This is a genomic window from Atlantibacter hermannii (assembly GCF_009907385.1).
Classification (GTDB): domain Bacteria; phylum Pseudomonadota; class Gammaproteobacteria; order Enterobacterales; family Enterobacteriaceae; genus Atlantibacter; species Atlantibacter hermannii_A.
On the sequence record NZ_JAAATR010000117.1, the window covers coordinates 16,388 to 41,837 of the forward strand.

Consider the following 25,450-nt stretch of genomic DNA (forward strand, 5'->3'; position numbering starts at 1 on the left):
CCATACTTTGGCCGCTGCTGTACCCCGCATATCCTCACGCTTTAGGCTCAATAAAGACGAAAATCCACTCTCTGGTACTGTTTTCTCATCCAAATGCCATTTTTCTTCAAAATTCAACAATTATTCATAAACGAGACGTATGAAATTGTCATAAACTATTTACAGGAGGCCAGGTTAACCTGGCCGGGAGCCACTGAATACGAAAGGAGACGGAATGCATCACGCCACCCCGCTTATCACCACCATTGTCGGCGGCCTCGTGCTCGCTTTTTTGCTGGGCATGCTGGCCAACAGGTTACGTATATCACCACTGGTGGGATATTTGCTTGCTGGGGTTTTAGCAGGGCCATTTACGCCGGGTTTTGTGGCTGACACCAAACTTGCGCCGGAGCTGGCGGAACTTGGGGTTATCCTGCTGATGTTTGGCGTGGGATTGCATTTCTCGATTAAGGATCTGATGGCGGTAAAGTCGATAGCCATCCCGGGCGCCATCGCGCAGATTGCGGTGGCGACGCTGTTGGGGATGGGGCTTGCCTGGACGCTTGGCTGGTCGATAATGACCGGCATCGTGTTTGGTTTGTGTCTTTCCACCGCCAGTACCGTGGTGCTACTGCGGGCGCTTGAAGAACGGCAGTTGATCGACAGCCAGCGGGGGCAAATCGCCATCGGCTGGCTGATCGTCGAAGATTTGGTGATGGTGCTGACGCTGGTCTTGCTGCCCGCCGTGGCAGGCATGCTGGAAAAAGGCAACGTCGGGCTGGCCTCACTGTCGCTGGACATGGGGATCACCATCGGCAAAGTGGTGGCGTTTATCGCCCTGATGATGCTGGTAGGCCGTCGCGTAGTGCCGTGGATCCTGGCGCGCAGCGCCGCGACCGGTTCCCGCGAACTGTTTACCCTGTCGGTACTGGCGCTGGCGTTAGGTATCGCGTTCGGCGCAGTTGAACTGTTCGATGTCTCCTTCGCCCTCGGCGCGTTCTTCGCCGGGATGGTGCTCAACGAATCGGAACTGAGCCATCGCGCCGCTCACGACACGCTGCCGCTGCGTGACGCCTTCGCGGTTTTGTTCTTCGTCTCTGTCGGGATGCTGTTCGACCCGCTGATTCTGATCCAGCAGCCGCTGGCAGTGCTGGGCACGGTTATCATCATAATCTTCGGTAAATCGCTGGCTGCGTTTGCCCTGGTGCGGTTATTTGGTCACTCGCAACGCACCGCATTAACCATTTCAACCAGCCTGGCGCAGATTGGTGAATTTGCGTTTATCCTGGCGGGCCTTGGCATGGCGCTCGATCTGCTGCCGCAGGAGGGCCAGAATCTGGTGCTGGCGGGGGCAATCCTGTCGATTATGCTCAACCCGATCCTGTTCGCCATTCTTGAAAAGTATCTTGATAAAACCGAGACCCTGGAAGAGCAGACGCTTGAAGAGGCGCTGGAAGAAGAGCAGCAAAATCCGGTGGATATTTGCAACCACGCGCTGCTGGTGGGCTATGGTCGTGTTGGCAGCCTGCTGGGCGAGAAGCTGATGGAGCAAGGCATTCCGCTGGTGGTGGTCGAAACCTCCCGGACGCGGGTGGATGAATTACGCTCGCGCGGCATTCGTGCCGTTCTGGGGAATGCCGCCAACGAGGAGATCCTGAGCCTGGCGCATCTGGACTGCGCGCGCTGGCTGCTGCTGACCATTCCAAACGGCTATGAGGCCGGTGAAATCGTGGCGACGGCACGCGCGAAATGCCCGGATATCGAAATCATCGCCCGTGCCCATTACGATGATGAAGTGGATTACATCAGCGAACGCGGCGCCAATGAGGTGGTGATGGGCGAACGTGAAATCGCTAACACTATGCTGGCGCTGTTGGGTAAATCGCCGCTGGATGAGGCGGTAACGGGGTAGACACGCTTGTGAACGCCGATGGCGTGTAATCTTTTCGCGTCAAAAAAAGGCGGGTCAGCATTGCTGATCCGCCTTTTTCATGGGCGCTCGCTTACCGCTCCCAGTACGCCTCTTCCAGGCTATCTTCACGCTCCGGCAGGCCGCGCGTCAGACGCGGGGAGTGCTGGTTTAAGACCTGATAGCTGACGCGGTTGGCGTATTTGCATACCTGGGCCAGCGACGAGTAGGTCAGCCAGTTAAATTTATGTTTGCTGGAGTTCGGCACGTTGCTGCGATGGTAATTATTGGCGGTGATATCATGCAGCAATGCCGCCAGCGCGCCGTCGCCTGCGCCGTTGGTGTTCATGATTTTCTCCGGGCCGCCCATATACGGCGCGATATGCGAGAAAATACGCAGCGGCTGCTGGCAGTCCTGCAAGCGCATCACCCGGCTAAACTCATACTGGTTGAACTCGGCAATCGCCCCCGGCAGCAGAGGATGCTGGGTTTTGCGCTTCGCCTCTTCCTCGGTGTAACCGGCCATATATAAGCCTACCGGTCCGGCGGTGCACAGCACCAGGTCAACCCAGTCCAGCGCCTTATCGGACGCCAGCAGCGGATCGCTTTCCCCGGTCAGCGCCAGCGCTTCTTCTTCGTTCATCGCCAGAATCGACACGTGCTCTTTCAGGAAGTCACGCCACCATTGCGGGTTATCGGCAATCACGTACTTGGTCCCCAACGTCAGCACCACCGGCACATTGTGTTTTTTGGCGTAACCAATGGCGGTCATGGTGGCTTGCGGCATCGGTTCGCCCGGCTTGCAGCGCACCAGATAGGAAGTCAGCACCAGCGCGGATGCTCCAGCGATGACTTCTTCAGGAATGCTTTCCGGACGCAGCTGGTTCATGTGGCCAGGGCTGATGGCAAAAGTACGTTCGCCCTGCTCGCTGATCAGCGTAAAGCAGCGGCCAATCGCGCCGTCCACGCCCTGAAGATAATTCAGGTCGGTGCGGCTGGAGGTATTACACAAATAACGGTAGGCATAACTGCCCGGCGTAATGTTATTGCACATCACGCCCAGCAGCACGGAACGGTCATCGGCCAGCACCGAGTAGTTGTGCATGGTATTGCCGATGGTGCCGCCGGCAAACTGATGGGTGATCAGGTTTTCGCGTACCAGTTCCTGATAAAGCGCTTCCGCCACATCATCTTCAATCACCAGCGAATGGCCGAGGCTTAAGCCGTAACGCTCCACAAACGCATCATCGACGCGCGCTTCGATATCCACCAGCGTCTGGTCAATACCCACTACCCATGACGGGCTGGCTTCGTTATCGGGCTGGGCCTGTTGCAGCAGCAACGGGTCGCGCAGGCTGACGGGAAAATAGTGTTTAGATTTACGTTTACCGGGAAATTTCATGGGATGTGGATCGGTGGCTAATCAGGCGGAGAATGGTAACACACTCCGCCATCGGGGTGCGATCAGCGATAGCGCGAGACCAGTTGCACCATCATTTCGATATGCGCCGCATCGTCGTTCAGCGCCGGAATGTATTCATATTTCTCGCCGCCCGCTTCCAGGAAAATCTCGCGGTTCTGTTCGGCGATCTCTTCCAGCGTCTCCAGACAGTCCGCCGCAAAGCCCGGGCACATCACCTGGATATGTTTGATGCCTTTTTCGGGCAGCATTTTCAGCGTTTCATCGGTGTACGGCGTTAACCACGGCTCGCGGCCAAAGCGCGACTGAAAGGTCATCATGGTTTTTTCCGGCGCAATTTCCAGCGCGCCTACCAGCTCGCGGGTAGTATCGCGGCAACGCTGCGGATAGTCGTCGCCCTCATCAGCGTAACGCTGCGGGATACCGTGATAGGACATCAGCAGTAAATCCGGTTCGCCGTGTTGCGCGAAGGATTGTCGCACGGTGCCCGCCAGCGCGTTGATATACGCCGGATGATCGGCATAGTCACGAATGAAGTTCACGCCCGGAATGCGGCGATAAAGCGTGAGGATGCGCGCCAGCTCATCCCATACGGCAGCCACCGTCGAGCAGGAGTATTGCGGATAAAGCGGCAGCACGATGATATTGGTGACGCCGTTTTCCACCAGCTCCGCCACGGCGCTATCCAGCGACGGCCTGCCGTAGCTCATGCCCAGCACCACCGGAATATCGGGCAAGCGCGCCGATAGCGCCTGCTGCTGGCGGCGGCTGTACACCAGCAGCGGCGAGCCCTCTTCCATCCAGATCGATTGATAAAGTTTGGCGACGCGGGGCGAACGCAGCGGCAGGATCACGCCGCGCAGCAGCGGCCACCACAGCAGCGGCGAGGTGTCGACAACGCGTTTGTCGCTTAAGAACTGGCGGAGGTAACGTTTAACCGCCGGAGCCGTCGGGGCATCCGGAGTACCGAGATTGACCAGTAAAATACCTGTTTTATCGAAACGCATTACCCGCCCTTACCTGACTAAATGGCTGATAATTGTAGCTGAAAAGCTGGCAGGATAAATCTATTGATATGAGAGCCAACTCCCTTCTTCGGGAAAGAAAAGCGCTGGCTCTGCATGACGCGGCGAGGAATTAACCGAGGATTTTTTCCAGTTCTGCGCGCACTTCGCTGACCGCTTTGGTGCCGTCAACTTTCGCGTACCGGGTGTTGCCGGCCTGCGCTTCTTGCTGGTAATAGCCGATCAGCGGCGCGGTCATCTGATGGTATTCCACCAGGCGCTTACGCACGGTTTCTTCCTGATCGTCTTTACGGGTAGTCAGCTCTTCGCCGGTCACGTCGTCTTTGCCTTCCACTTTCGGCGGATTGAATTTGACGTGATAAACGCGGCCAGACGCAGCGTGTACGCGGCGGCCCACGATGCGGTCAACAATCAGCTCATCCGGCACGGCGAACTCAAGCACATAATCGACGTTGATGCCCGCGTCTTTCATGGCGTCAGCCTGCGGAATGGTGCGCGGGAAACCGTCGAGCAAGAAACCGTTGCGGCAATCTTCCTGCGCAATGCGCTCTTTTACCAGGGCAATCACCAGCTCATCGGTCACCAGTTTGCCGGCGTCCATGATGTCTTTAGCCTGTTTGCCCAGCTCAGAGCCGGATTTTACCGCGGCGCGTAACATGTCACCGGTGGAGATTTGCGGAATGCCGTATTTCTCCATGATGAACTGTGCCTGAGTACCTTTTCCTGCGCCCGGAGCGCCGAGCAGAATAATACGCATTGCGTAATTCCCCATACGATTTGATTATTACTGGAAGTTGCGAGGCCAAAACCATACCACTAAAGGCAGTACTACGACAAGAAACGCGGGACTGGTGAATGCTTTCAGGCATCTGAGGAAACGCAATAAAACACAGAATAGCGGGAATATCCCCCTCTCAACGCAATGAGAGGGGGAAAAATCGGCGTTACGAAACCAGAAGCTGGTTCATGCGGCGAATAAACAAGTTTGGATCTTCCAGGGTGCCGCGCTCAGCCAGCAGCGCCTGATCGAGCAGCAATTCTACCCACTCTTTAAAGCGCGCTTCATCCTGCGTATCCGCGGTGCGTTTCACCAGCACATGGTCCGGGTTCAGCTCGAAGATGTATTTCACTTCCGGCACCGCCTGGCCCGCAGCGGCAAACAGCTTCGCCATCTGGGTGCTCATTTCGTCGTTGTCGGTGGTGACAATCGCCGGGGTGTCGGTCAGACGGTGGGTAAAGCGCACCTCTTTCACCCGGTCGCCCAGCAGCGTTTTCACGCGCTCAACGAACGGCTCAAGGGCTTTTTCCGCTTCTTTGGTCTGCTCGTCCACTTCATCCGCCAGCTTGTCCAGCGACGCGTCCGCTTTAGCGATGGACTGGAATTTCTTACCGTCGAATTCGGTCAGGTAGCTCATCATCCACTCATCGATGCGATCGGAAAGCAGCAACACTTCGATGCCTTTCTTACGCAGCAGCTCCAGGTGCGGGCTGCTCTTCGCCGCGGCGTAGCTGTCGGCGGTGATGTAGTAAATCTTCTCTTGGCCTTCTTTCATGCGCGCCACGTACTCTTCCAGCGACACGGTCTGCTCGGAAGAATCGGTATGGGTGGACGCAAAGCGCAGCAGTTTGGCGATGGTTTCCTGGTTGGCGTTGTCTTCCGCCGGGCCCTCTTTCAGCACCAGGCCGAACTGCTTCCAGAAAGTCTGGTATTTTTCCGCGTCGTCTTTCGCCAGTTTTTCCAGCGTCTGCAGGGCGCGTTTGGTCAGCGCGTTACGCAGATTGCGGGTGACGCTGCTGTCCTGGAGGATTTCACGCGACACGTTCAGCGGCAGATCGTTGGAGTCGATAAGCCCACGGATAAAGCGCAGGTAGTTCGGCATGAACTGCTCGGCGTCATCCATAATAAACACGCGCTGCACGTAGAGTTTCAGGCCGTGCTTATGATCGCGGTTCCACATATCCCACGGCGCCTGGGACGGCACATACAGCAGGCTGGTGTACTCCTGCTTGCCTTCCACGCGGTTATGGCTCCAGATCAGCGGATCGGTGAAGTCATGAGCGATATGTTTGTAAAACTCTTTGTACTCGTCATCGCTGATTTCAGACTTGCTGCGGGTCCACAGCGCCTGCGCTTTGTTGATTTTCTCGAAGCTGACGACGGTTTCGCCGTCTTTTTCTTCGTGCTTTTCGATCTCAACCGGCAGCGCAATGTGATCGGAGTATTTGCTGATGATCGCGCGCACGCGCCAGTCGTCAAGGAACTCGTCCTCGCCTTCGCGCAGGTGCAGGGTGATTTCGGTGCCGCGATCGGCTTTATTGATATCCGCGACGGTGTATTCGCCCTCGCCCGCCGACTCCCAGAACACGCCCTCTTCCGCGCTAACGCCCGCAGCGCGGGTGCGCACGGTGACTTTATCCGCCACGATAAACGCAGAGTAGAAGCCCACGCCGAACTGGCCGATCAGCTGGCTGTCTTTTGCCTGATCGGAGCCCATGCTTTCCAGGAACGCTTTGGTGCCGGATTTGGCAATGGTGCCCAGGTGATCGATCACCTCATCGCGGGTCATTCCGATGCCGTTATCGGCAATAGTCAGGGCGCGATTGGCTTTGTCGAAAGAAACGCGCACGCGCAGATCGCCGTCGCCCGCATACAGATCCGGATTGGACAGCGCGCGGAAGCGCAGCTTGTCCGCCGCATCGGAGGCGTTAGAAATCAGCTCACGCAGGAAAATTTCTTTGTTGGAATACAGGGAATGGATCATCAGGTGCAGAAGCTGTTTTACTTCTGACTGGAAACCACGGGTTTCTTGTCCTTTCATTTAAATCGACCTCAACAATGCCATTTAATGGGGTTATAGACGTTGAGGGAGAAATGGGGATATTAGACAGGAATTTCAAGCGGAGCGTGTGAAGGCACGCTCCGAATGATTAAAAAACAATCTTGTGGCGGCCCACCAGCGAGTGAGACAGCGTGGTGCCATCCACCATTTCCAGTTCGCCGCCGACCGGCACGCCGTGGGCGATGCGGCTGGCGTCAACGCCGTACTGCCCGCACAGCTCCGCGATGTAGTTCGCCGTGGCTTCGCCTTCCACCGTGGGGTTGGTGGCGAGGATCACCTCTTTCAGCGATTCCGTTTCCAGACGCTGTTCAAGGCGATCCAGACCGATGTCCTGCGGGCCGATTCCGTCCAGCGGAGAGAGATGGCCCATCAGCACAAAGTAGCGGCCGGAAAACTGCCCGGTCTGCTCAATCGCATAGATATCCGCCGGGCTTTCCACTACGCAGATTTGGCCATTTTCCCGACGGCGCGGGTTGGCGCAAATATGGCAGATCTCCTGCTCGGTGAAGGTGCGGCAGTCGGCGCAGTGGCCGATTTCCGACATGGCGCGGGTCAACGCCTGCGCCAGACGCATGCCGCCGCTGCGATCGCGCTGTAACAGCGTGAAAGCCATACGCTGCGCCGATTTCGGGCCAACGCCCGGCAGGCAACGCAGCGCTTCCATCAGTTGGGTCAGCAGAGGACTGGTTTGCATCAGAACGGCATCTTAAAGCCTGGCGGCAGTTGCATACCGGAAGAAACAGACGCCATTTTCTCTTTCTGGGTTTCTTCGATACGACGCGCGGCATCGTTGAACGCAGCGGCAACCAGATCTTCCAGCATGTCTTTATCGTCTTCCAGCAGGCTCGGATCGATTTCCACGCGACGGCAGTTGTGCGCGCCGTTGATGGTCACTTTCACCAGGCCCGCGCCGGATTCGCCGGTCACTTCCAGTTGCGCGATCTCTTCCTGCATTTGCTGCATTTTTTCCTGCATCTGCTGGGCTTGCTTCATCAGATTACCCAGACCGCCTTTTCCAAACATATGCATCTCTCTTTACTTAGGGGCTCGCCGGGCGTTATCCGCTCAGCGATACCGGGTTTACAACAGGCAGAAGGCCTGCCCGTCAAAGGGGGCGAATGCTCTCTTCATCCAGATCGGCATCAAAGAAACGACGCAGGGTCTGGATATTGGCATCCGCGATGATCGACTCGCGCGCCTGCGCCAGCTTCTCTTCATAAATCGCCTGCCGCCACTCAAGCGGCGTACGCTGGGCGAGATTATCATCTTCAATGATAGTCAGTTCAATCGGCATACCGTACAGCTGGCTCATCGCCTCGCTGAGGGTCTGCCGCGCCGCCGGCGAATTCAAATGGCGCTGGGTGGCGCGCAGGTGCAGGCAAATCTTCGGCCCGTCCTGCTCTTTCCAGGCGTTCAGCGCCACCTGCTCTACCAGTTTCGGCAGTTTTAATAAGCTTACATCACGCGCCCACTCATCGCGCGCCAGAGATTCCTGGGCCAGCTTCGCGGCCAGCTCGGGAGTTTTCTCGTGCTCAAGCGCTTTTTTCAGCGCTTTCGGCGTGGCGACAGGTTCCGGCGTGACTTCCACCACGTTTTGCGCCTTCCAGCGGTAGGCTTCCGGTTTAGCCGGCGCGCTCTCCTGCGGGGCTTTCGCCGGGTTGGCTTTTACCCGTTCGGTGACCGATGCCAGTCGTTCGAGCGCGGAGTTATTCACCGGCCGCGCGGTACCTGGCGCTGCCGGTTCACTCTTTTTTGCTTTGCTGCCCTCCTGGGCTTTCTGCAAGCGGCTGCGGGCTTCCAGCAGATGACTGGTGGCGTCGGGCAGCGGGACATTCGATGCGGGTGGCTGCGGCGCGACCGGAGACGGCGCGTCCACGCGAGCGACGGGCTGTGCCGCCACCGCCGGGATCGCGGTCTGTACCGGTTGCGGCTCCGCTATCGGCGCGCGGGGATGAAACGCCAGCGCGCGCAGCAGCGTCATTTCGACGCCCATCCGCCGGTCCGGGGCCCAGGGCAGCTCTTTGCGGCCAATCAGCAGCGTCTGGTAGTAGAGCTGCACGTCCGCTGGCGGCAGCGTACGCGCCAGTTCGCGCAGGCGCTGTTCAATATTCGCCATATCCGCGCCGATAGCGGCAGGAGAAAGCTGGACCATCGCAACGCGGTGCAGCAGGCTGAGCATTTCCACCAGCAGCGCTTCCCACTCCACCCCGCGCGAGTGCGCCTCGTTAATCAGGCGCATCACGGTTTCGCCTTCGGCGCGGGCCAGCGCTTCAATCAGCGCCAGCGCCTGGGCGTCGTCGAGCGTACCCAGCATGGCGCTCACCGCCGCGGTGCTGACCTGCCCGTCGCCGCTGGCGATGGCCTGGTCGGTCAGACTTAACGCGTCGCGCAGGCTGCCTTCCGCCGCGCGCGCCAGCAGTTGCAGGGCGCGCGATTCGTGGTCGATGTTTTCCTGGGTGAGAATATGCTCCAGCTGATCGCGGATCTGCTCAACGTCCAGGGCCTTAAGATGGAATTGCAGGCAGCGCGACAGGATCGTCACCGGCAGCTTTTGCGGATCGGTGGTCGCAAGCAGGAATTTAACGTGCGCGGGCGGCTCTTCCAGCGTCTTTAACAGCGCGTTGAAGCTGTGACGCGAGAGCATATGCACTTCGTCAATCAGATAGACTTTGAAGCGGCCACGCGCGGGCGCGTATTGCACGTTATCCAGCAGATCGCGGGTGTCTTCCACTTTGGTGCGCGACGCGGCGTCAATTTCGATCAAATCGACAAAACGGCCCTGCTCGATTTCGCGGCAGTTATCGCACACGCCGCACGGGGTCGCCGTAATGCCGGTTTCGCAGTTCAACCCTTTGGCTAACAGACGGGCAATCGAGGTTTTCCCGACGCCGCGCGTGCCGGAAAACAGGTACGCGTGGTGGATGCGCCCGAGGGATAATCCGTTCGCCAGCGCGGTCAGTACATGTTCCTGGCCGACAACGTCTGCAAAGGTTTGTGGGCGCCATTTACGGGCTAAGACCTGATAACTCATGGGCTGGCTCTGAAATGCCTGGATGGTGAATAGAGAGGGGTAATGCTAACACAGCCCCACCTGTACGGCGAGGCTGTCGGGGGGCGAATATCAATGACCGGGGAACGGAACCAGGCTGAAGCAGTCGATGCCGGCCTGTTGCAGGCGCTGCTCGCCGCCGAGGTCAAACAGGTTGATGATAAACGCGGCGTCTTTCACTTCACCGCCGAGGCGGCGGATCAGCTTCACGGTGGCGTCAATGGTGCCGCCGGTCGCCAGCAGGTCGTCCACCACCAGCACTTTGTCGCCGGGCTTGATAGCATCAACGTGGATTTCCAGCTGATCGGTGCCGTATTCCAGCTCATAGCTTTCCGCGATGGTTTCGCGCGGCAGTTTACGCGGCTTGCGTACCGGGACAAAACCGACGCCCAGCGCCAGCGCGACCGGCGCGCCAAACAGAAAACCGCGCGCTTCGGTACCGACGACTTTGGTGATGCCGGCGTCTTTGTAGCGCTCGGTCAGCAGTTCGATACTTAACGCATAAGCTTTGGGGTCTTCCAGCAGGCTGGTAACGTCACGAAACAGGATGCCCGGCTTCGGGTAATCCTGGATGCTTTTAATACTGTCTTTAAGAAATTCAAGCTGCTGTGCAGTCGCGGTCATAATTACATGCCTGATTAAAACGGGTTGACTCACAAGGCACGCCAAAGGGGCAAACGCGGTTTTGCTTACGCGTTAACCAGGGCGTGTCTGTTGCCGAAAACGCCAGAATGTACTGGCTGAGCCATCGAAATGCAACCACTCAGACGCGGGTTCAGGAGTTTTGTTGCTTTTCGTCAATCACCGGGATGCGCCACATAAAGATCAGCAGGCAGCCGAGGATGGTTAATAACAAAATACGCACCCAGAACATTTTTACCAGCCACAGCGACACGGCAAATGTCACAAGAATAAACGCAATCGCCCGGGGCTTGGCGCCCCGCGGCATCGCTTTGTGCTGCTGCCAGTAGCGTAAATAACCGCCGAACCAGGAGCGGTACAGCAGCCAGTGGTGAAAACGCGGTGAAGAACGGGCGAAACACCAGGCCGCCAGCAGTAAAAAAGGAGTTGTGGGAAGCAAGGGGAGCACCACGCCAAGCGTGGCAAGCACTACCGCAATCCAGCCAATGATGATTAAAATGAGTCGTTGCATAGTCGCTTCCACAGAGTCATGTCGGCTACTGTAGCACAGCGCGCACGACACACAGCGGAGAGCGCATGAAAACCGACCGATTATTACAATCGCTACAAACGCAGTTGCAACAACTTTGTCAAACCCTTGAACCGCTGGCGCAGCACCGCACGCTGTCGGCGCGCTTTGACCGGCAGCTTTTCCAGACCCGCTCTACGCTTATTAATGATTATTTGCAGGAGTGCTGGCGCAACCTTGACGCCTTAACGCTTCACGTCCGGGAACGAAAAGCCGACCAGGTCGCCTGGCTGGCGGAGCATCTTGTCGCCCAGATGGAAGCGCTGGCCCGCGAAGGGGCGACCTGGTCGTTGCGCCGCCATGACAGCGCGCATCTGCCCGTGGGCCGTCGTCACGCGCAACTGTTGCAGCATCAGGAGTATGAACGCCGCCTGCTGGCAATGAAACAGCAGCGCGAAGCCCAGTTGCGTAACGTCGAAACGCTACAGGCGCAGCAGCGATTACATAAAGAGATTGAGGCGCTGGATGGCCGTCTGGCGCGCTGTCGCCATGCGCTGGCGGGCATTGAACGCGCGCTGGCGCGGCAAACGCGTTAACCCACAGGAGAATACCGTGTCCCTTGAGAACGCCCCCGATGACGTCAAACTGGCGGTGGATTTAATTATGCTGCTGGAAACGCACAACATTGCGCCGGAGACGGCGTTAAGCGCGCTGGAAATGGTGCGGCAGGATTTTTTGCGTAAGCAGCGGGAGGCGGAGAAAGCGGAGTAAATCTCCTCTCCTGCCGGCAACGTTGCAGGAGAGGCCGGTGAATCAGATTGCCGCGTCGTCTTCTTCGCCGGTGCGAATACGCACCACGCGCGCCACATCAAACACGAAGATTTTACCGTCGCCGATTTTGCCGGTCTGGGCGGTGCGGATAATGGTATCCACACAGGTATCGACGATATCGTCGGTAACCACGATTTCAATTTTCACCTTCGGCAGGAAATCCACCATATATTCCGCGCCGCGATACAGCTCGGTATGCCCTTTCTGGCGGCCAAAACCTTTCACTTCGGTCACGGTCATCCCGGTGATGCCGACTTCAGCCAGCGCCTCGCGCACATCATCCAGTTTGAAAGGTTTAATAATTGCATCAATCTTTTTCATGGTGAACCCTTAACTCATCTCGCCTGAGGCACAGTTATCTACGCGTAATCGGTTGCTCACCGTACCATATGTTGAGGCCGGTTTGGCAGCAAAACTACTCTTTAAAATCATTTGCATCGAGTTCATGGCGGGCAAGCAGTTTGTAGAACTCGGTGCGGTTGCGCCCGGCCATCCGTGCGGCGTGGGTCACATTGCCTTTAGTGATCTGCAAAATTTTGCGCAGGTAGTTGAGTTCAAACTGGTTACGCGCCTCGACGAAGGTCGGCAGCACCGAGTTTTCCCCTTCCAGCGCCTGGCCAACCAGCGCTTCGCTGATCACCGGCGCGGAGGTCAGCGCCACGCACTGCTCAATGACGTTCACCAGCTGGCGCACGTTGCCAGGCCAGCTTGCCGCCATCAGGTATTTCATGGCTTCGGTGGAAAAACGCCGCACGAAAGGTTTGTGGCGATCCGCCGCCTGGCGCAGCAGATGGTTTGCCAGCAGCGGAATATCTTCCGCCCGTTCGTTGAGCGCCGGGATTTTCAGGCTGACCACGTTCAGGCGGTAATACAGATCCTCGCGGAATTCGCCGCGCGCCATCGCTTTGGGAAGATCCCGGTGGGTGGCGGAAATAATCCGCACATCAATATCAATGTCGCGGTTGCTGCCGAGCGGGCGCACCTTACGCTCCTGCAACACGCGCAGCAATTTGACCTGCAACGGAATGGGCATATCGCCAATCTCATCAAGAAACAGCGTGCCGCCTTCTGCCGCCTGGAATAGCCCCTCCCGGCTGCTCACCGCGCCGGTAAAGGCGCCGCGCGCATGGCCAAACAGTTCCGACTCCAGTAACTGCTCCGGCAGCGCCCCGCAGTTAATGGCGATAAAGGCTTTTTTCGCCCGGGGACTGGCATTATGAATGGCCTGCGCCAGTACCTCTTTCCCCGTCCCGCTCTGACCGTTGATCAGCACGCTGACGTCAGACTGCGCCACCATCCGCGCCTGTTCAAGCAGGCGCAGCATCATAGGGCTGCGGGTAACAATGGTGTTTTGCCATTCGTCATCGCCGCCGACGCCCTTGTGCGCCAGCGCGTCGTCAATGGCCTGATACAGCGCGTCTTTATCCACCGGCTTGGTGAGAAAACTGAATACGCCCTGCTGGGTTGCCGCTACCGCATCGGGGATCGAGCCGTGAGCGGTAAGAATGATCACCGGTAAACCGGGCTGCACTTTCTGGATCTCGCTGAACAGCGCCATGCCGTCCATCTCATCCATGCGCAGGTCGCTGATCACCAGATCGATCTGCTCGCGGCCCAGCACTTTTAGTCCTTCCGCCCCGCTTTCAGCGGTTTGCACGCTGTAGCCCTCGCTGGTCAGGCGTAAACCTAACAGCTTGAGCAGGCCGGGATCGTCATCCACCAGCAGTAAGCGCGCCGGTTTGTGTTGCGTCATGGTTTTGCCTCCTGCGTATCAGCGGGGGTGTCCTTATCATCCGATGCCGCTGCCGGATGCGTGGCGTCAGGCAGTTCGCCGCCCGACGTTTTGCGTGAAGAGAGCCGGCGTTCAATATCGGTCAGGTTTTCCAGCTTCCGGGTAACCAGCGCCAGCTGGCTGTGCAGGTGCTGCTGCTGTTCGCGCAGGGTATCCAGTTCGCTATCACTGGTTTGCTGGAGTTTGGCGTAGCGACTGCGCTCTTCAGCCAACTGCAACTGTGCAGCCTGGTTTTCTCGCCACACCTGAAACAGCGGACGGATTTGCGCAGGGATATCTGCCGAGAGTTCATCTAAACGGGTCACATAACGACGGCGTTCACCCGGCGATATTCTGGCGCTGGAAAGCAGAATGCCGCGCTTGAACGTGGCCTGCCAGGTATCGTCCTGTAAAGCACGCGCTTCGGCGCGCGCTTCGGCAGGTGCGAGACGCTCCGCGCAGTCCATGGCGCGCAGCCAGTACAGCGGATTGCTGTCGCTGTCACGTCCCGACAGCGTCCAGATCTCCTGACACTCTGTGGCGAGAAAATCCGCCAGCTGGCGCTCAGGATAGTTATGCTGATGTTTGTCTATTTTGCTGTGGATCGCGTCCGGGACGCAGCCGCTGAGCAGCAGAACAGCCAGCGCGCTGCCTGCCACAGGCCGCAAAAATACGGGGTTCAAAGACGACGCCGCGCGCCGCCATAGCCTGCTAAAAAATAAATTCATGATGACGATTTTTCCGGGTCACAGACAGGCAATTCAATGCGGAAACAGACATCGGCGGTGTTATCGTCCACCAGATGAAGTTCTCCATGCATCCGTCGAATACAATCCTGGGCGATGCTCAGCCCCAGGCCACTGCCTTTAACCGCCCCTTTTCGTTGATGACTTCCCTGAAAGAATGGCTCAAAAATCATGTCGCGTTCAGCCGCGGGGATCGGCGTACCGCTGTTGGCGACATCAATCCGCACCCGGTTGCCGACCTGTCGGCTGCGAAGATAAATGTTACCGGATTCGCTCCCATAGTGCACCGCATTGGAATAGAGATTATCTATTACGCTCATCAATAACATAGGTTCAGCTTGGCAGGCGGCGGCTTCCAGTGCCAGATCGGTGCGCATCATTTTTGCCCGGGCCGGGAGGCTGTGAGCGGAGATAACCATATCGATTAACGGCTCCAGCTCAACGTTCTCCAGTTCAATCACGCCGTCAGCCAGTTTGCGGTTGTAATCCAGCAGCTGTTCGATGAGTTTTTGCAGATTACGGCTGCTGGCGTCGAGGATCTGCACCACTTCCTGCTGTTCTGGCGTTAGCGGCCCTACAACCTGATCGGCCAACAGCTCGGTGCCTTCACGCAGGCTGGCGAGCGGCGTTTTCAGTTCATGGGAGAGGTGACGCAAAAACTGATGGCGCTGGGATTCCAGCCATGAAAGGCGCTCGCTCAGCCAGATCACCCGCTGCCCGACGGAACGCAGTTCGCGCGGGCCCCTGAACATCACCGTATCGCCTAACGACTCCCCTTCTCCCAGCCGGTTAATCATTCGTTCGATGCCCTTAACCGGGCCGATGATCATGCGGGTAAACAGCATCACCAGACCAAGGCTCACCAGAAACAGGATCATCGCCTGCCAGCCAAAAAACTGGCCGCGCGCGGCGATATCCTGCTGCAACTGCTGACCACGTGAAAACACCACGCTGCGGGTGATTTGCACCATATCAGTATTGGCTTTGGCAAAGGCTTCCAGATTGTCGTCCGCGGCATCGGCAAGGCCGCTGTTTTTGCATTGCAGTTGCGCCAGCGCGTCGAGATTGTTTTTTAACCGCTGATAAAGGGTTTTGTCCGGCAGGACTAATGCATGGGATTCGAGCATCTGCGCGTAACGCTGGCGTTGAGCCTGATAGACCTTTTCGAGGGTAGCGTCATCCAGCACGCAATACTGACGATAGCTGCGCTCCATTTCCAGCGCAGCATTGGTCATGGCCTCGCTGCGCCGCGCATCGATCAGCGTGGTGCGGTTGGTGCGCGCCGCCTGTTCACTGAGATCGTTCAGGCTCTGCCACGCCTGCCAGGCCAGCACCAGCAAAGGCAGCAAGATCAGTAAAAAGGCCATAACGACCAGTTGACGCAGCGAGCGGGGAAAGAGTGACCAGCGTTTCACCAGAATTCTCGTATCGTAAAGTGATACCCGGATGCTAGCCGACGCGGCGAATGCAGGAAAGTCTGAAACGCAGAAACAACAAAGGCAGGGGGAAATCCCTGCCTTTGTCATGAAATAGGCGGTGCCTTACTCAACGTGTCGCCCGGGGTCAGATAAAGCAATGCTGTTATCAATAGTTGGACGGCAGGCACCTGTTTGTGCGTCATTCGAAGTTTATGTAGCGCTCGCGTGGGGCTGACATAAGAAGGTGAATGAGCCACTGACTCATATTATGCAGGTATCGTGCCAAAAAAAGAAATAATATTTTACGATACTGATAAATAAAGGTTTATAGGAAATAACATATTTTAACCGTACTGATACTTTCGTATCAGAGTTGTCGTCGAAAAGAAACACACCCCGGCCCCAAAAAAAATTTCTATAAGAATCAAAAAAATAAGCGTCTCCATCTGGAGACGCTTTATCTGCTGCTTTGTCGCAGTTTAACGACAGTTTCAGTTACGCGAAGTTAAGACGGGTTAAACCTGCCAGTCGTTAACCTAACTGCTTACGCGCGTTACGGAAGATACGCATCCACGGGCTGTCCTCGCCCCAGTTTTCCGGGTGCCAGGAGTTGCTGACGGTACGGAAGACGCGCTCCGGATGCGGCATCATCAGCGTCACGCGGCCGCTTTCACTGGTCACCGCCGTGATCCCGTTCGGCGAGCCGTTCGGGTTAGCCGGATACGTTTCAGTGACGTTACCGAAGTTATCCACGTAGCGCAGCGCCACCAGGCCTTTGCTTTCCAGCTGCGCCAGATGAGCATCATCGCGTACTTCCACGCGGCCTTCGCCGTGAGAAACCGCAATCGGCATCCGCGACCCGGCCATACCGTCCAGCAGCAGCGACGGGCTGGACGTCACTTCCACCAGGCTGAAGCGCGCTTCGAAGCGGTCTGAGTGGTTACGCACAAAGCGCGGCCACAGGTCGCTGCCCGGGATCACTTCACGCAAGTTGGACATCATCTGACAACCGTTGCAGACGCCCAATGCCAGCGTTTGCGGGCGATGGAAGAAAGTTTCGAACTCGTCGCGCACGCGGCTGTTGAACAGAATCGATTTGGCCCAGCCTTCGCCCGCGCCCAGCACGTCGCCGTAGGAGAAACCGCCGCAGGCTACCAGCGCCTGGAAGGATCCCAGTCCGGTGCGGCCCGCCAGCAGGTCGCTCATATGCACGTCAATGGCGTCAAAGCCCGCGCGATAAAACGCTGCCGCCATCTCCACATGGGAGTTCACGCCCTGCTCGCGCAGCACCGCCACTTTCGGACGCGCCCCGGTGGCGATATACGGTGCGGCGATATCTTCCGCGATATCAAAGCTGAGTTTTACGTTGAGCCCCGGATCGCTGTCGTTAGCTTTGGCGTCGTGCTCCTGATCCGCGCACGCCGGGTTATCACGCAGGCGCTGCATCTGCCAGGTGGTTTCCGCCCACCACATACGCAGCGTAGTGCGGCTTTCGCTGAACACCGCATGGCCGTCGGCAGTCAGGGTGAAACGATCCCCGGAGACCGCTTTACCCAGGTAGTGAACGCAATCGCCCAGACCGTGGGTTGCCAGGATCTGCTCAACCGCAGCGCGATCTGCTGCCGCCACCTGGATCACCGCGCCCAGCTCTTCGTTAAACAGCGCCGCCAGACGATCGTTGCCCAGCGTGGCAATATCCGCTTCAACGCCGCAGTGACCGGTGAAGGCCATTTCCGCCAGCGTCACCAGCAGGCCGCCGTCGGAACGGTCGTGGTAGGCCAGCAGCTTACGCTGCGCTACCAGCGCCTGGATGGCGTCATAGAAGCCTTTCAGCTTCGCCGGGTCGCGCACGTCAGCTGGTTTATCGCCCAGTTGACGGTATACCTGCGCCAGCGCGGTGGCGCCCAGCGCGTTATGCCCTTCGCCAAGATCGATCAGCAACAGGGCGTTATCCGCGGTGGAAAGCTGCGGCGTCACGGTGTGACGCACATCCTCCACGCGGGCAAAGGCGGTAATCACCAGCGACAGCGGAGAGGTCATTTCGCGCGTTTCATTGCCTTCCTGCCAGCGGGTTTTCATCGACATCGAGTCTTTGCCCACCGGAATGGTCAGGCCCAATTGCGGGCACAACTCTTCGCCCACGGCTTTCACCGCATCGTACAGGCCAGCGTCTTCACCAGGGTGGCCCGCAGCCGCCATCCAGTTCGCCGACAGCTTGATGCGTTTGATGTCGCCGATTTGGGTCGCCGCGATGTTAGTCAGCGCTTCCCCGACCGCCAGACGACCGGAGGCGGCGAAATCCAGCAGCGCCACCGGCGCACGTTCCCCCAGGGACATGGCTTCGCCATAATAGCTGTCCAGGCTGGCGGTGGTCACCGCGCAGTTAGCAACCGGGATCTGCCACGGGCCGACCATTTGGTCGCGCGCCACCATACCGGTCACGGTACGGTCGCCGATGGTCACCAGGAAAGTTTTCTCCGCCACCGTCGGCAGATGCAGCACACGGTTAACCGCATCGGCAATGGAGATAGCCGCGCAGTCCAGCGCGTCGCCCGTTGCCTGCCGGCGCTCGACGTTGCGGGTCATTTTCGGGGTTTTACCGAGCAGCACGTCCAGCGGCATATCAATGGGCTGATTATCGAAGTGGCTGTCGTGGAGCGTCAGATGCTGTTGTTCGGTGGCTTCGCCAATCACCGCGTACGGCGCGCGTTCGCGGCGGCACAGCTCGTCAAACAGCGCCAGCTGCTCCGGCGCAACCGCCAGCACATAACGCTCCTGGGATTCGTTACACCACACTTCCAGCGGGCTCATGCCCGGCTCGTCATTCAGAATATCGCGCAGCTCGAAACGCCCGCCGCGTCCGCCGTCGCTTACCAGCTCCGGCATGGCGTTGGACAGACCGCCCGCGCCAACGTCATGAATAAACAGGATCGGGTTAGCGTCGCCCAATTGCCAGCAGCGGTCGATCACCTCCTGGCAGCGGCGTTCCATTTCCGGGTTGTCGCGCTGTACCGATGCGAAATCCAGGTCGGCATCGGACTGGCCGGACGCCATTGATGACGCCGCCCCGCCCCCCAGACCGATATTCATCGCCGGGCCGCCCAGCACGATCAGCTTCGCGCCCGGCGGAATGTCGCCTTTTTGGACGTGATCGGCGCGAATGTTGCCAATACCGCCCGCCAGCATGATCGGCTTATGGTAGCCGCGCAGCTCCACGCCGTTGTGGCTGTTGACCTGCTCTTCATAAGTACGGAAGTAGCCGTTCAGGGCCGGACGGCCAAATTCGTTGTTGAACGCCGCGCCGCCTAACGGCCCTTCGGTCATGATATCCAGCGCGCTGACAATGCGCTCCGGCTTGCCGAAGTCCTCTTCCCATGGCTGTTCAAAGCCCGGAATGCGCAGGTTGGATACCGAGAACCCCACCAGCCCCGCTTTCGGCTTCGCGCCACGCCCGGTGGCGCCTTCATCGCGAATTTCACCGCCGGAGCCGGTAGCAGCCCCCGGCCATGGGGAAATTGCCGTCGGGTGGTTATGGGTTTCGACCTTCATCAGGATATGCGCGGCTTCCTGGTGGAAATCGTATTTACCGGCCTGGTGGTCCGCGAAGAAACGCCCCACTTCGGAACCTTCCATGACCGCCGCGTTGTCTTTATAAGCAGACAGCACGTGATCCGGGGTCTTCTCAAAGGTGTTTTTGATCATTTTGAACAGCGACTTCGGCTGCTGTTCGCCGTCGATCACCCAGTCGGCGTTAAAGATTTTATGGCGGCAATGTTCGGAGTTAGCCTGAGCGAACATATACAGCTCGATATCGTTCGGGTTACGCCCCAGGGTAGTAAACGCATCCTGTAAATAGTCGATTTCATCTTCGGCCAGCGCCAGGCCAAGACGAATATTGGCCTGTTCCAGCGCGGCGCGTCCCTGCCCTTGCAGATCGACGCTCTGCACCGGCGCAGGCTGATGATGGGCAAACAGCTGCTCCGCCTGGTCCAGCGAGGTGAACACGGTTTCCATCATTCGGTCATGCAACCCGGCGGCAACCTGCTGCCACTGGGCCTCGGTCAGGGTGCTGGCTTCGACATAGTACGCCACGCCGCGCTCAAGCCGCTTAATGCTCGCGAGGCCGCAATTGTGGGCGATGTCGGTGGCCTTGGAAGACCAGGGGGAGAGGGTGCCGGGACGCGGCGTGACCACAATCAGTCGGCCTGATAGCGCATGGCTGCTGAGGTTTGGGCCATATTTTAACAGGCGTTCGAGTTGCGCGTGTTCTTCGGCGGTGAGTGGAGCGGTGATGTCAGCAAAATGAACATACTCGGCGTAAATGTCACTCACCGGCAGGTGTGCATCGTTAAAGCGGGCCAGCAGTTTGTTAATACGAAATGCCGACAAAGCGGGCGAACCACGCAGAATTTCCATCATCAAAACTCTCTCGTCTTCGGGCGTGAGCGGCGCTCACAGGGGCGCATGGGGAAAACGGGCGTCATTATAAAGAATCCGGCACGCCGACGAAACCGTTTGCGTAGAAATAAAATCGTCAATCGATAGCGCCTATAAATGTGATTGAAAGCGCGAATAAGTTGCCTCGTGCGGTTTTATTAAGCAAAATGCCGCTCATTCAACAATAAAAACCGCACGTTCATGACGATATTTAGCTGAGACCTTTTCCAGCACAGAGAATTAACTGATTGAAAAAATTAAAGATTAATTATCTGTTTATCGGCATCGTTACCTTGCTTCTGGCAGTGGCGCTTTGGCCCTCCATTCCATGGTTTGATAAAGCCGAGAATCGTATCGCCGCGATCAAAGCTCGGGGAGTATTACGCGTCAGTACCCTGTCCAGCCCGCTCATCTATAACAGGGTCAACGACAAAGTGGTGGGTCTGGATTATGAACTCGCCCAAAGCTTTGCCGATTATCTGGGCGTGAAGCTGCAGGTTACCGTACGTCCCACCATCAACAAGCTGTTCGACGATCTGGATAAGGGTAATGCCGATATCCTGGCGGCGGGCCTGGTTTATAACCAGGCGCGTAGCAAAAACTATCAACCCGGCCCGACTTATTATTCGGTCTCGCAACAGCTGGTATACCGGGTGGGCAATACACGGCCGAAAACGCTGGCCAATATCAGTGACGCGCAGCTGACTATCGCGCCTGGACACGTCGCCGCCAACGATCTCCAGGCGCTTAAAGAGAGTAAATACCCCGATTTGAGCTGGCGCGTGGATGAACACAGCAACAGCAATACCCTGCTGGAAAAAGTTGCGGACGGGGCACTGGACTACACCGTCGCTGATTCCGTTGCGATTAATCTGTTCCAGCGCGTGCATCCGCAAATTGCGGTAGCGCTGGATATCACCGATGAGCAACCGGTCACCTGGTTCAGCCTGCGCGATGGAGATAACACGTTGTCCGCCGCCCTGCTCGACTTCTTCGATCGGATCACCGAAGACGGCACTCTGGCGCGGCTGGAAGAAAAATACCTTGGGCATGGCAATGATTTTGACTATGTCGATACCCGCAGCTTTCTACGTGCAGTAGACAGCATTCTGCCGGACCTTCAGCCGCTGTTTGAAAAATACGCCACGGACATCGACTGGAAGCTGCTGGCGGCCATCTCTTACCAGGAATCCCACTGGGATCCCCAGGCCACCTCGCCCACAGGCGTGCGCGGCCTGATGATGCTCACCCGCAATACGGCGCAGAGTCTGGGCTTATCCGACCGTCTCGATCCGGAGCAAAGCATCAGCGGCGGCGCGCGCTATTTAAAAGATATGATGGGCAAAGTGCCGGAAAGCGTGCCTGAAGAAGAGCGCATCTGGTTTGCGCTGGCGGCGTACAACATGGGTTATGCCCATATGCTGGACGCCCGCGCCCTGACGGCAAAGCAGAAGGGCAATCCGGATAGCTGGGCCGATGTGAAGCAACGGCTGCCGCTGCTCAGCCAGAAGCCGTACTACTCGAAAACCACCTACGGTTACGCGCGCGGTCACGAAGCCTACGCATATGTGGAAAACATCCGTAAATATCAAATCAGCCTGGTGGGATATTTAATGGAGAAGGAGAAGCAAGCCGAACAGCAGCGCCAGCTTGCCGAGGCTTACCCCGTCGCCCTGCCGGGCGAGATGCCCGCTAATCCTTTCGCAATGCTTCCTTTTGGGCCTTTTTCTCAAGCCGCCGTACCCGAAAGAACTCGCTTAACAGTGCCGAACACGTTGGGGCAAGCACCCCCTCAATAACCTGCATATGGTGATTCATTTGCGGATGGGCAGGAATATTCATCAGCGACCCCACAGCGCCAGTTTTAGCGTCACGCGCGCCGAACACCAGAGTGCCGATACGGCTGTGCACCATCGCCCCGGCGCACATGATGCAGGGTTCAAGGGTGACATACAGCGTGGTATTTAACAGGCGGTAGTTTTGCAGCACCATGCCGCCCTGGCGCAGCGCCATGATTTCAGCATGAGCGGTGGGATCGTGGCGGCCAATAGGGCGGTTCCACCCTTCGCCGATGACGCGATTATCCTGCACCAGTACCGCGCCGACCGGCACTTCCCCTTCATCCCACGCCCGCTGCGCCAGGGTTAATGCATGGCGCATCCAGTATTCATGGGAAAATTCAGTCTCTGACACGCTGCACTCCAGGCGAAAAAAAGCGGGCGCATTATACCGAAAATCCGTTGGCGTGCATGCGCAAGACGCAGTCCGATGGGCATCATTCCAGTTGCTGGAGTTCACCGCGCGGGGTTACGCGCCAGCGGTGCTGACAGAAATAGAGCAGCGGGTTATCCTGGCGCGAATCGCTGTAGCCGCTGTACAGGCGAAGCGGCGTGCCGATTTGCTGCTCAAGCTGCGCCACTTTTTCATGGCCCAGACAGCGCAGGGTCAGCACCCAGCCGCCGTGGCGACGGTCAATCATGCTCGCGATGATTTTCACTTTCGGCAGCCAGGGGGTATCAAAATAAACCTGCTCGACCAGCGGCAGCGGCGAACCGGTGATCAACCAGACGTCGGCGTCCGAGCTTTCCAGATAGGCGGTAAGACGCTCATGCACTACCGGAAAGGTAATCACCTGGCCGCGGAACCAGGCAACAAACTCCTGTTCAAGCTGCTTCAGCCGCGCTTCGCTGTGCCCGAAAGTACATCCCCAGAGCAGTAAACTCATTGGCCAGCGCGCCGCGCGCCCTTTGATTGCCAGCGCAATCAGAATGACCGGCAACAAGGGGATGACAATCAGCAAATTTAACGGCTGGCGGCGTAATAAAAAGCGTAAAAATGTGCCAAACATATCCTGCTGATGCAGGGTGCCGTCCAGATCGAAAAACACTACCCGACGTTCATTATTTGCCAAACCTCGCTCCTCTGGACTGTTAGCTCCTGGGCCCGTCACGTAACTGCATCTTATTAGCCTAACAGATAGCGCCTGATTTTTCCGGTTACCTGCTGCTTCGCTTGCCTGGCATAACCATAATCCAGGTTGCGCCTTAGAATATTTAATTCATAATAATCAGTAATAATGGAATATATAATTCGTTAAGGCGAGTGAATGACCATCTCTTCTTCTGAGCGGCGCGAGCCTGTGGAGTCTTTCATGAACTGTTTGATTCGTATTCGTCAGCGTTATCCCAACCTTGCGCAGAGCGATCGCCGTCTGGCTGAATTCATCCTGACGCATCCCGATAAGGCCAGGCACTTAAGTTCTCAACAGCTGGCGGAAGCGTCAGGCGTCAGCCAGTCAAGCGTAGTGAAGTTCGCCCAGAAACTGGGATATAAAGGTTACCCTGCGCTGAAACTGGCTATTAGCGATGCGCTGGCAGGGAACCCCAACCCTCACTCTATTCCGGTGCATAATGAAATTCTGGGCGACGACCCGCTACTGCTGGTCGGTGAAAAGCTGATCAAAGATAATATCGCGGCGATGCACGCCTCGCTGGACATCAACAGTGAAGACAAACTGGCAGAGTGCGTACAGCTGCTGCGCAATGCCCGGCGCATTGTCCTAACCGGGATCGGCGCATCCGGTCTGGTGGCAAAAAACTTTTCCTGGAAGCTGATGAAAATCGGCCTGAATGTGGTTGCGGAACAGGACATGCATGCCCTGCTGGCGGCAGTCCAGGCGTTAGATGAAAAAGACGTTATGTTGGCGATTTCTTACTCAGGAGAACGACGGGAAATTAATCTGGCAGCAGACGAAGCGCTACGCGCCGGAGCGAAAATCATCGCCATCACGGGTTTTACGCCGAATGCCTTACAACAGCGCGCCACACGCTGCCTCTATACCATCGCAGAAGAACAGGCGACACGCAGCGCCGCTATCTCTTCAACCAGTGCGCAAATGATGCTTACCGATTTATTATTTATGGCTCTGGTACAACAGGATCTTGAAAAAGCGCCAGAGCGCATTCGTCATAGTGAAGCGCTCGTGAAAAAACTGGTGTAAATAAACAGGAAGCACGGCCTGCCGCCGCGCAGGCATGCACAGATAAATTATCTGTGACAGTAAATAATATTTAAAAAAATGATAAATAGCGTTTATGTTTAAAAACAAAAAGAATGAGTAGAATAACGCGCATATTGACTATTAAATTCTACCTGGCGCACAACAATCCGGTAATATACTTGTTTGCAGCCCTGAGCTTAATATAATCCTCATGCATTACAGGCTATTTTTAATAAAGGAAACCCTCACGGGGCCACTCATAAGGAATGCGGAAATGAAAAACAAGTCATTGTTATTGATAACTTTATTGCTCACCACCTCTCTTTCATATGCTGTTGAAATCCCGGTATTGGGCGACAGCAAAGCAGAGAGTCACCAGATTTGCGGCAAGGGCATTGATTTGCAAATAAGAAAACTCAATGACAACTCCTTACTTATTGGGCTTGTGAATAATAAAACGCATAACAGAGATCTCTTTAAATCGCAGGAACCTGCTACTGTTGATATGAAATATGCGAAGTTCATCCCGGTACGCTTCGACAGCCTTTCAAAAAATTTCATCGTAGAAGAAAAACCAGAAATTGAGATTATCTGGGGTAATGCAGTGAATGAAAAAAAGGAAGCCAGTTATACGCTTGCGCTCGGCCCCGAAGTATATGACTGTGGGCTTCTGCAAAAGTGGCCGCGTGAAGAAGCGAATGTCCTGTATGGTGAAGCAAAATAGAGAAAAATAATGCGCCATTACCCTGGCGCATTGTGACCCAGGATCCCCGCCGCTTTGTTTGACTTTAAAGACCGGAATCAGGCGCTTCGTATTGGGCGAACCCTGTGAATGTGCTAAAGTGCCGCCATTCAGCTTCATCATTGACACAGCA

The 25,450-nt window shown here is 57.0% G+C and carries 22 protein-coding genes and 1 other annotated feature; of the genes, 6 read left to right on the forward strand and 16 right to left on the reverse strand.

Annotated elements, in window-relative coordinates:
* Positions 1 to 214 precede the first annotated feature (214 nt).
* On the forward strand, positions 215 to 1,891 hold the full coding sequence (ybaL, locus tag GV764_RS21690; protein WP_161662197.1) for a YbaL family putative K(+) efflux transporter: 1,677 nt from the start codon (positions 215 to 217) through the stop codon (positions 1,889 to 1,891).
* A 91-nt stretch (positions 1,892 to 1,982) separates the two neighbouring features.
* Here the strand turns inward: ybaL and GV764_RS21695 are convergent, their stop codons facing one another.
* The 9 genes from GV764_RS21695 to GV764_RS21735 form a co-directional block, all read right to left on the reverse strand.
* Positions 1,983 to 3,290: an inosine/guanosine kinase gene (locus tag GV764_RS21695; RefSeq protein ID WP_161662198.1), complete on the reverse strand. Its 1,308-nt coding sequence runs from the start codon at positions 3,288 to 3,290 to the stop codon at positions 1,983 to 1,985.
* Between the two features lie 62 nt (positions 3,291 to 3,352).
* Positions 3,353 to 4,315 carry a ferrochelatase gene (hemH, locus tag GV764_RS21700; protein ID WP_125293938.1) on the reverse strand — a complete coding sequence of 321 codons (963 nt, stop codon included), beginning with the start codon at positions 4,313 to 4,315 and terminating at the stop codon, positions 3,353 to 3,355.
* Between the two features lie 130 nt (positions 4,316 to 4,445).
* A complete protein-coding gene (gene adk / locus GV764_RS21705; RefSeq protein ID WP_161662199.1) occupies positions 4,446 to 5,090 on the reverse strand; it encodes an adenylate kinase in 645 nt (214 codons plus the stop codon).
* A gap of 187 nt (positions 5,091 to 5,277) precedes the next feature.
* On the reverse strand, positions 5,278 to 7,152 hold the full coding sequence (gene htpG / locus GV764_RS21710) for a molecular chaperone HtpG (RefSeq protein WP_161662200.1): 1,875 nt from the start codon (positions 7,150 to 7,152) through the stop codon (positions 5,278 to 5,280).
* Between the two features lie 109 nt (positions 7,153 to 7,261).
* A complete protein-coding gene (recR, locus tag GV764_RS21715; RefSeq protein WP_125293941.1) occupies positions 7,262 to 7,867 on the reverse strand; it encodes a recombination mediator RecR in 606 nt (201 codons plus the stop codon).
* Positions 7,867 to 8,196 carry a YbaB/EbfC family nucleoid-associated protein gene (locus GV764_RS21720; RefSeq protein WP_161662201.1) on the reverse strand — a complete coding sequence of 110 codons (330 nt, stop codon included), beginning with the start codon at positions 8,194 to 8,196 and terminating at the stop codon, positions 7,867 to 7,869. Before GV764_RS21720 ends, recR begins: the two co-directional genes overlap by 1 nt.
* Before the next feature lie 82 nt (positions 8,197 to 8,278).
* Positions 8,279 to 10,204: a DNA polymerase III subunit gamma/tau gene (gene dnaX, locus GV764_RS21725; protein ID WP_161662202.1), complete on the reverse strand. Its 1,926-nt coding sequence runs from the start codon at positions 10,202 to 10,204 to the stop codon at positions 8,279 to 8,281.
* Positions 8,882 to 8,946: a sequence feature (DnaX frameshifting element), on the reverse strand. It overlaps the preceding gene by 65 nt.
* 90 nt (positions 10,205 to 10,294) lie before the next feature.
* Complete coding sequence (gene apt / locus GV764_RS21730) at positions 10,295 to 10,846, reverse strand: adenine phosphoribosyltransferase (protein ID WP_125293944.1); 552 nt, start codon at positions 10,844 to 10,846, stop codon at positions 10,295 to 10,297.
* A gap of 151 nt (positions 10,847 to 10,997) precedes the next feature.
* Positions 10,998 to 11,375, reverse strand: a complete 378-nt coding sequence (locus GV764_RS21735; protein WP_125293945.1) for a DUF454 family protein — start codon at positions 11,373 to 11,375, stop codon at positions 10,998 to 11,000.
* A 65-nt stretch (positions 11,376 to 11,440) separates the two neighbouring features.
* Between GV764_RS21735 and priC the strand changes: the two genes are divergently transcribed.
* Together priC and rsmS are read left to right on the forward strand one after the other, a co-directional pair.
* Positions 11,441 to 11,968, forward strand: coding sequence for a primosomal replication protein PriC (gene priC / locus GV764_RS21740; RefSeq protein ID WP_161662203.1), 528 nt, complete (start codon positions 11,441 to 11,443; stop codon positions 11,966 to 11,968).
* 16 nt (positions 11,969 to 11,984) lie between these two features.
* Positions 11,985 to 12,143 (forward strand): pleiotropic regulatory protein RsmS, encoded by a 159-nt coding sequence (gene rsmS / locus GV764_RS22210; RefSeq protein WP_161662204.1) that lies wholly within the window; start codon positions 11,985 to 11,987, stop codon positions 12,141 to 12,143.
* A gap of 42 nt (positions 12,144 to 12,185) precedes the next feature.
* Here the strand turns inward: rsmS and glnB are convergent, their stop codons facing one another.
* From glnB to purL, 5 genes are all read right to left on the reverse strand, one after another.
* Positions 12,186 to 12,524, reverse strand: coding sequence for a nitrogen regulatory protein P-II (glnB, locus tag GV764_RS21750; protein ID WP_002438074.1), 339 nt, complete (start codon positions 12,522 to 12,524; stop codon positions 12,186 to 12,188).
* Between the two features lie 94 nt (positions 12,525 to 12,618).
* Positions 12,619 to 13,956, reverse strand: coding sequence for a two-component system response regulator GlrR (gene glrR / locus GV764_RS21755; protein ID WP_161662205.1), 1,338 nt, complete (start codon positions 13,954 to 13,956; stop codon positions 12,619 to 12,621).
* Positions 13,953 to 14,702, reverse strand: a complete 750-nt coding sequence (qseG, locus tag GV764_RS21760) for a two-component system QseEF-associated lipoprotein QseG (RefSeq protein ID WP_161662206.1) — start codon at positions 14,700 to 14,702, stop codon at positions 13,953 to 13,955. Before qseG ends, glrR begins: the two co-directional genes overlap by 4 nt.
* Entirely contained in the window at positions 14,699 to 16,135 is a 1,437-nt protein-coding gene (locus tag GV764_RS21765; protein WP_328515203.1) for a HAMP domain-containing sensor histidine kinase, read from the reverse strand. Before GV764_RS21765 ends, qseG begins: the two co-directional genes overlap by 4 nt.
* A gap of 534 nt (positions 16,136 to 16,669) precedes the next feature.
* A complete protein-coding gene (gene purL / locus GV764_RS21770) occupies positions 16,670 to 20,557 on the reverse strand; it encodes a phosphoribosylformylglycinamidine synthase (RefSeq protein WP_161662207.1) in 3,888 nt (1,295 codons plus the stop codon).
* Positions 20,558 to 20,823: 266 nt separating this feature from the next.
* Here purL and mltF point away from each other — a divergent pair, with 266 nt between their 5' ends.
* Complete coding sequence (mltF, locus tag GV764_RS21775; RefSeq protein WP_161662208.1) at positions 20,824 to 22,374, forward strand: membrane-bound lytic murein transglycosylase MltF; 1,551 nt, start codon at positions 20,824 to 20,826, stop codon at positions 22,372 to 22,374.
* On the opposite strand, the gene tadA is transcribed toward mltF, so the two are convergent.
* Both tadA and yfhb read right to left on the reverse strand, forming a co-directional pair.
* Positions 22,268 to 22,768, reverse strand: a complete 501-nt coding sequence (tadA, locus tag GV764_RS21780) for a tRNA adenosine(34) deaminase TadA (protein ID WP_161662209.1) — start codon at positions 22,766 to 22,768, stop codon at positions 22,268 to 22,270. The genes mltF and tadA overlap by 107 nt on opposite strands.
* An 82-nt stretch (positions 22,769 to 22,850) precedes the next feature.
* Positions 22,851 to 23,486 carry a phosphatidylglycerophosphatase C gene (yfhb, locus tag GV764_RS21785; RefSeq protein WP_125293954.1) on the reverse strand — a complete coding sequence of 212 codons (636 nt, stop codon included), beginning with the start codon at positions 23,484 to 23,486 and terminating at the stop codon, positions 22,851 to 22,853.
* Positions 23,487 to 23,726: 240 nt separating this feature from the next.
* Between yfhb and GV764_RS21790 the strand changes: the two genes are divergently transcribed.
* Together GV764_RS21790 and GV764_RS21795 are read left to right on the forward strand one after the other, a co-directional pair.
* On the forward strand, positions 23,727 to 24,575 hold the full coding sequence (locus tag GV764_RS21790) for a MurR/RpiR family transcriptional regulator (protein ID WP_161662210.1): 849 nt from the start codon (positions 23,727 to 23,729) through the stop codon (positions 24,573 to 24,575).
* Positions 24,576 to 24,849: 274 nt separating this feature from the next.
* Positions 24,850 to 25,299: a hypothetical protein gene (locus GV764_RS21795; protein ID WP_161662211.1), complete on the forward strand. Its 450-nt coding sequence runs from the start codon at positions 24,850 to 24,852 to the stop codon at positions 25,297 to 25,299.
* The last annotated feature ends 151 nt before the right edge of the window (positions 25,300 to 25,450 follow it).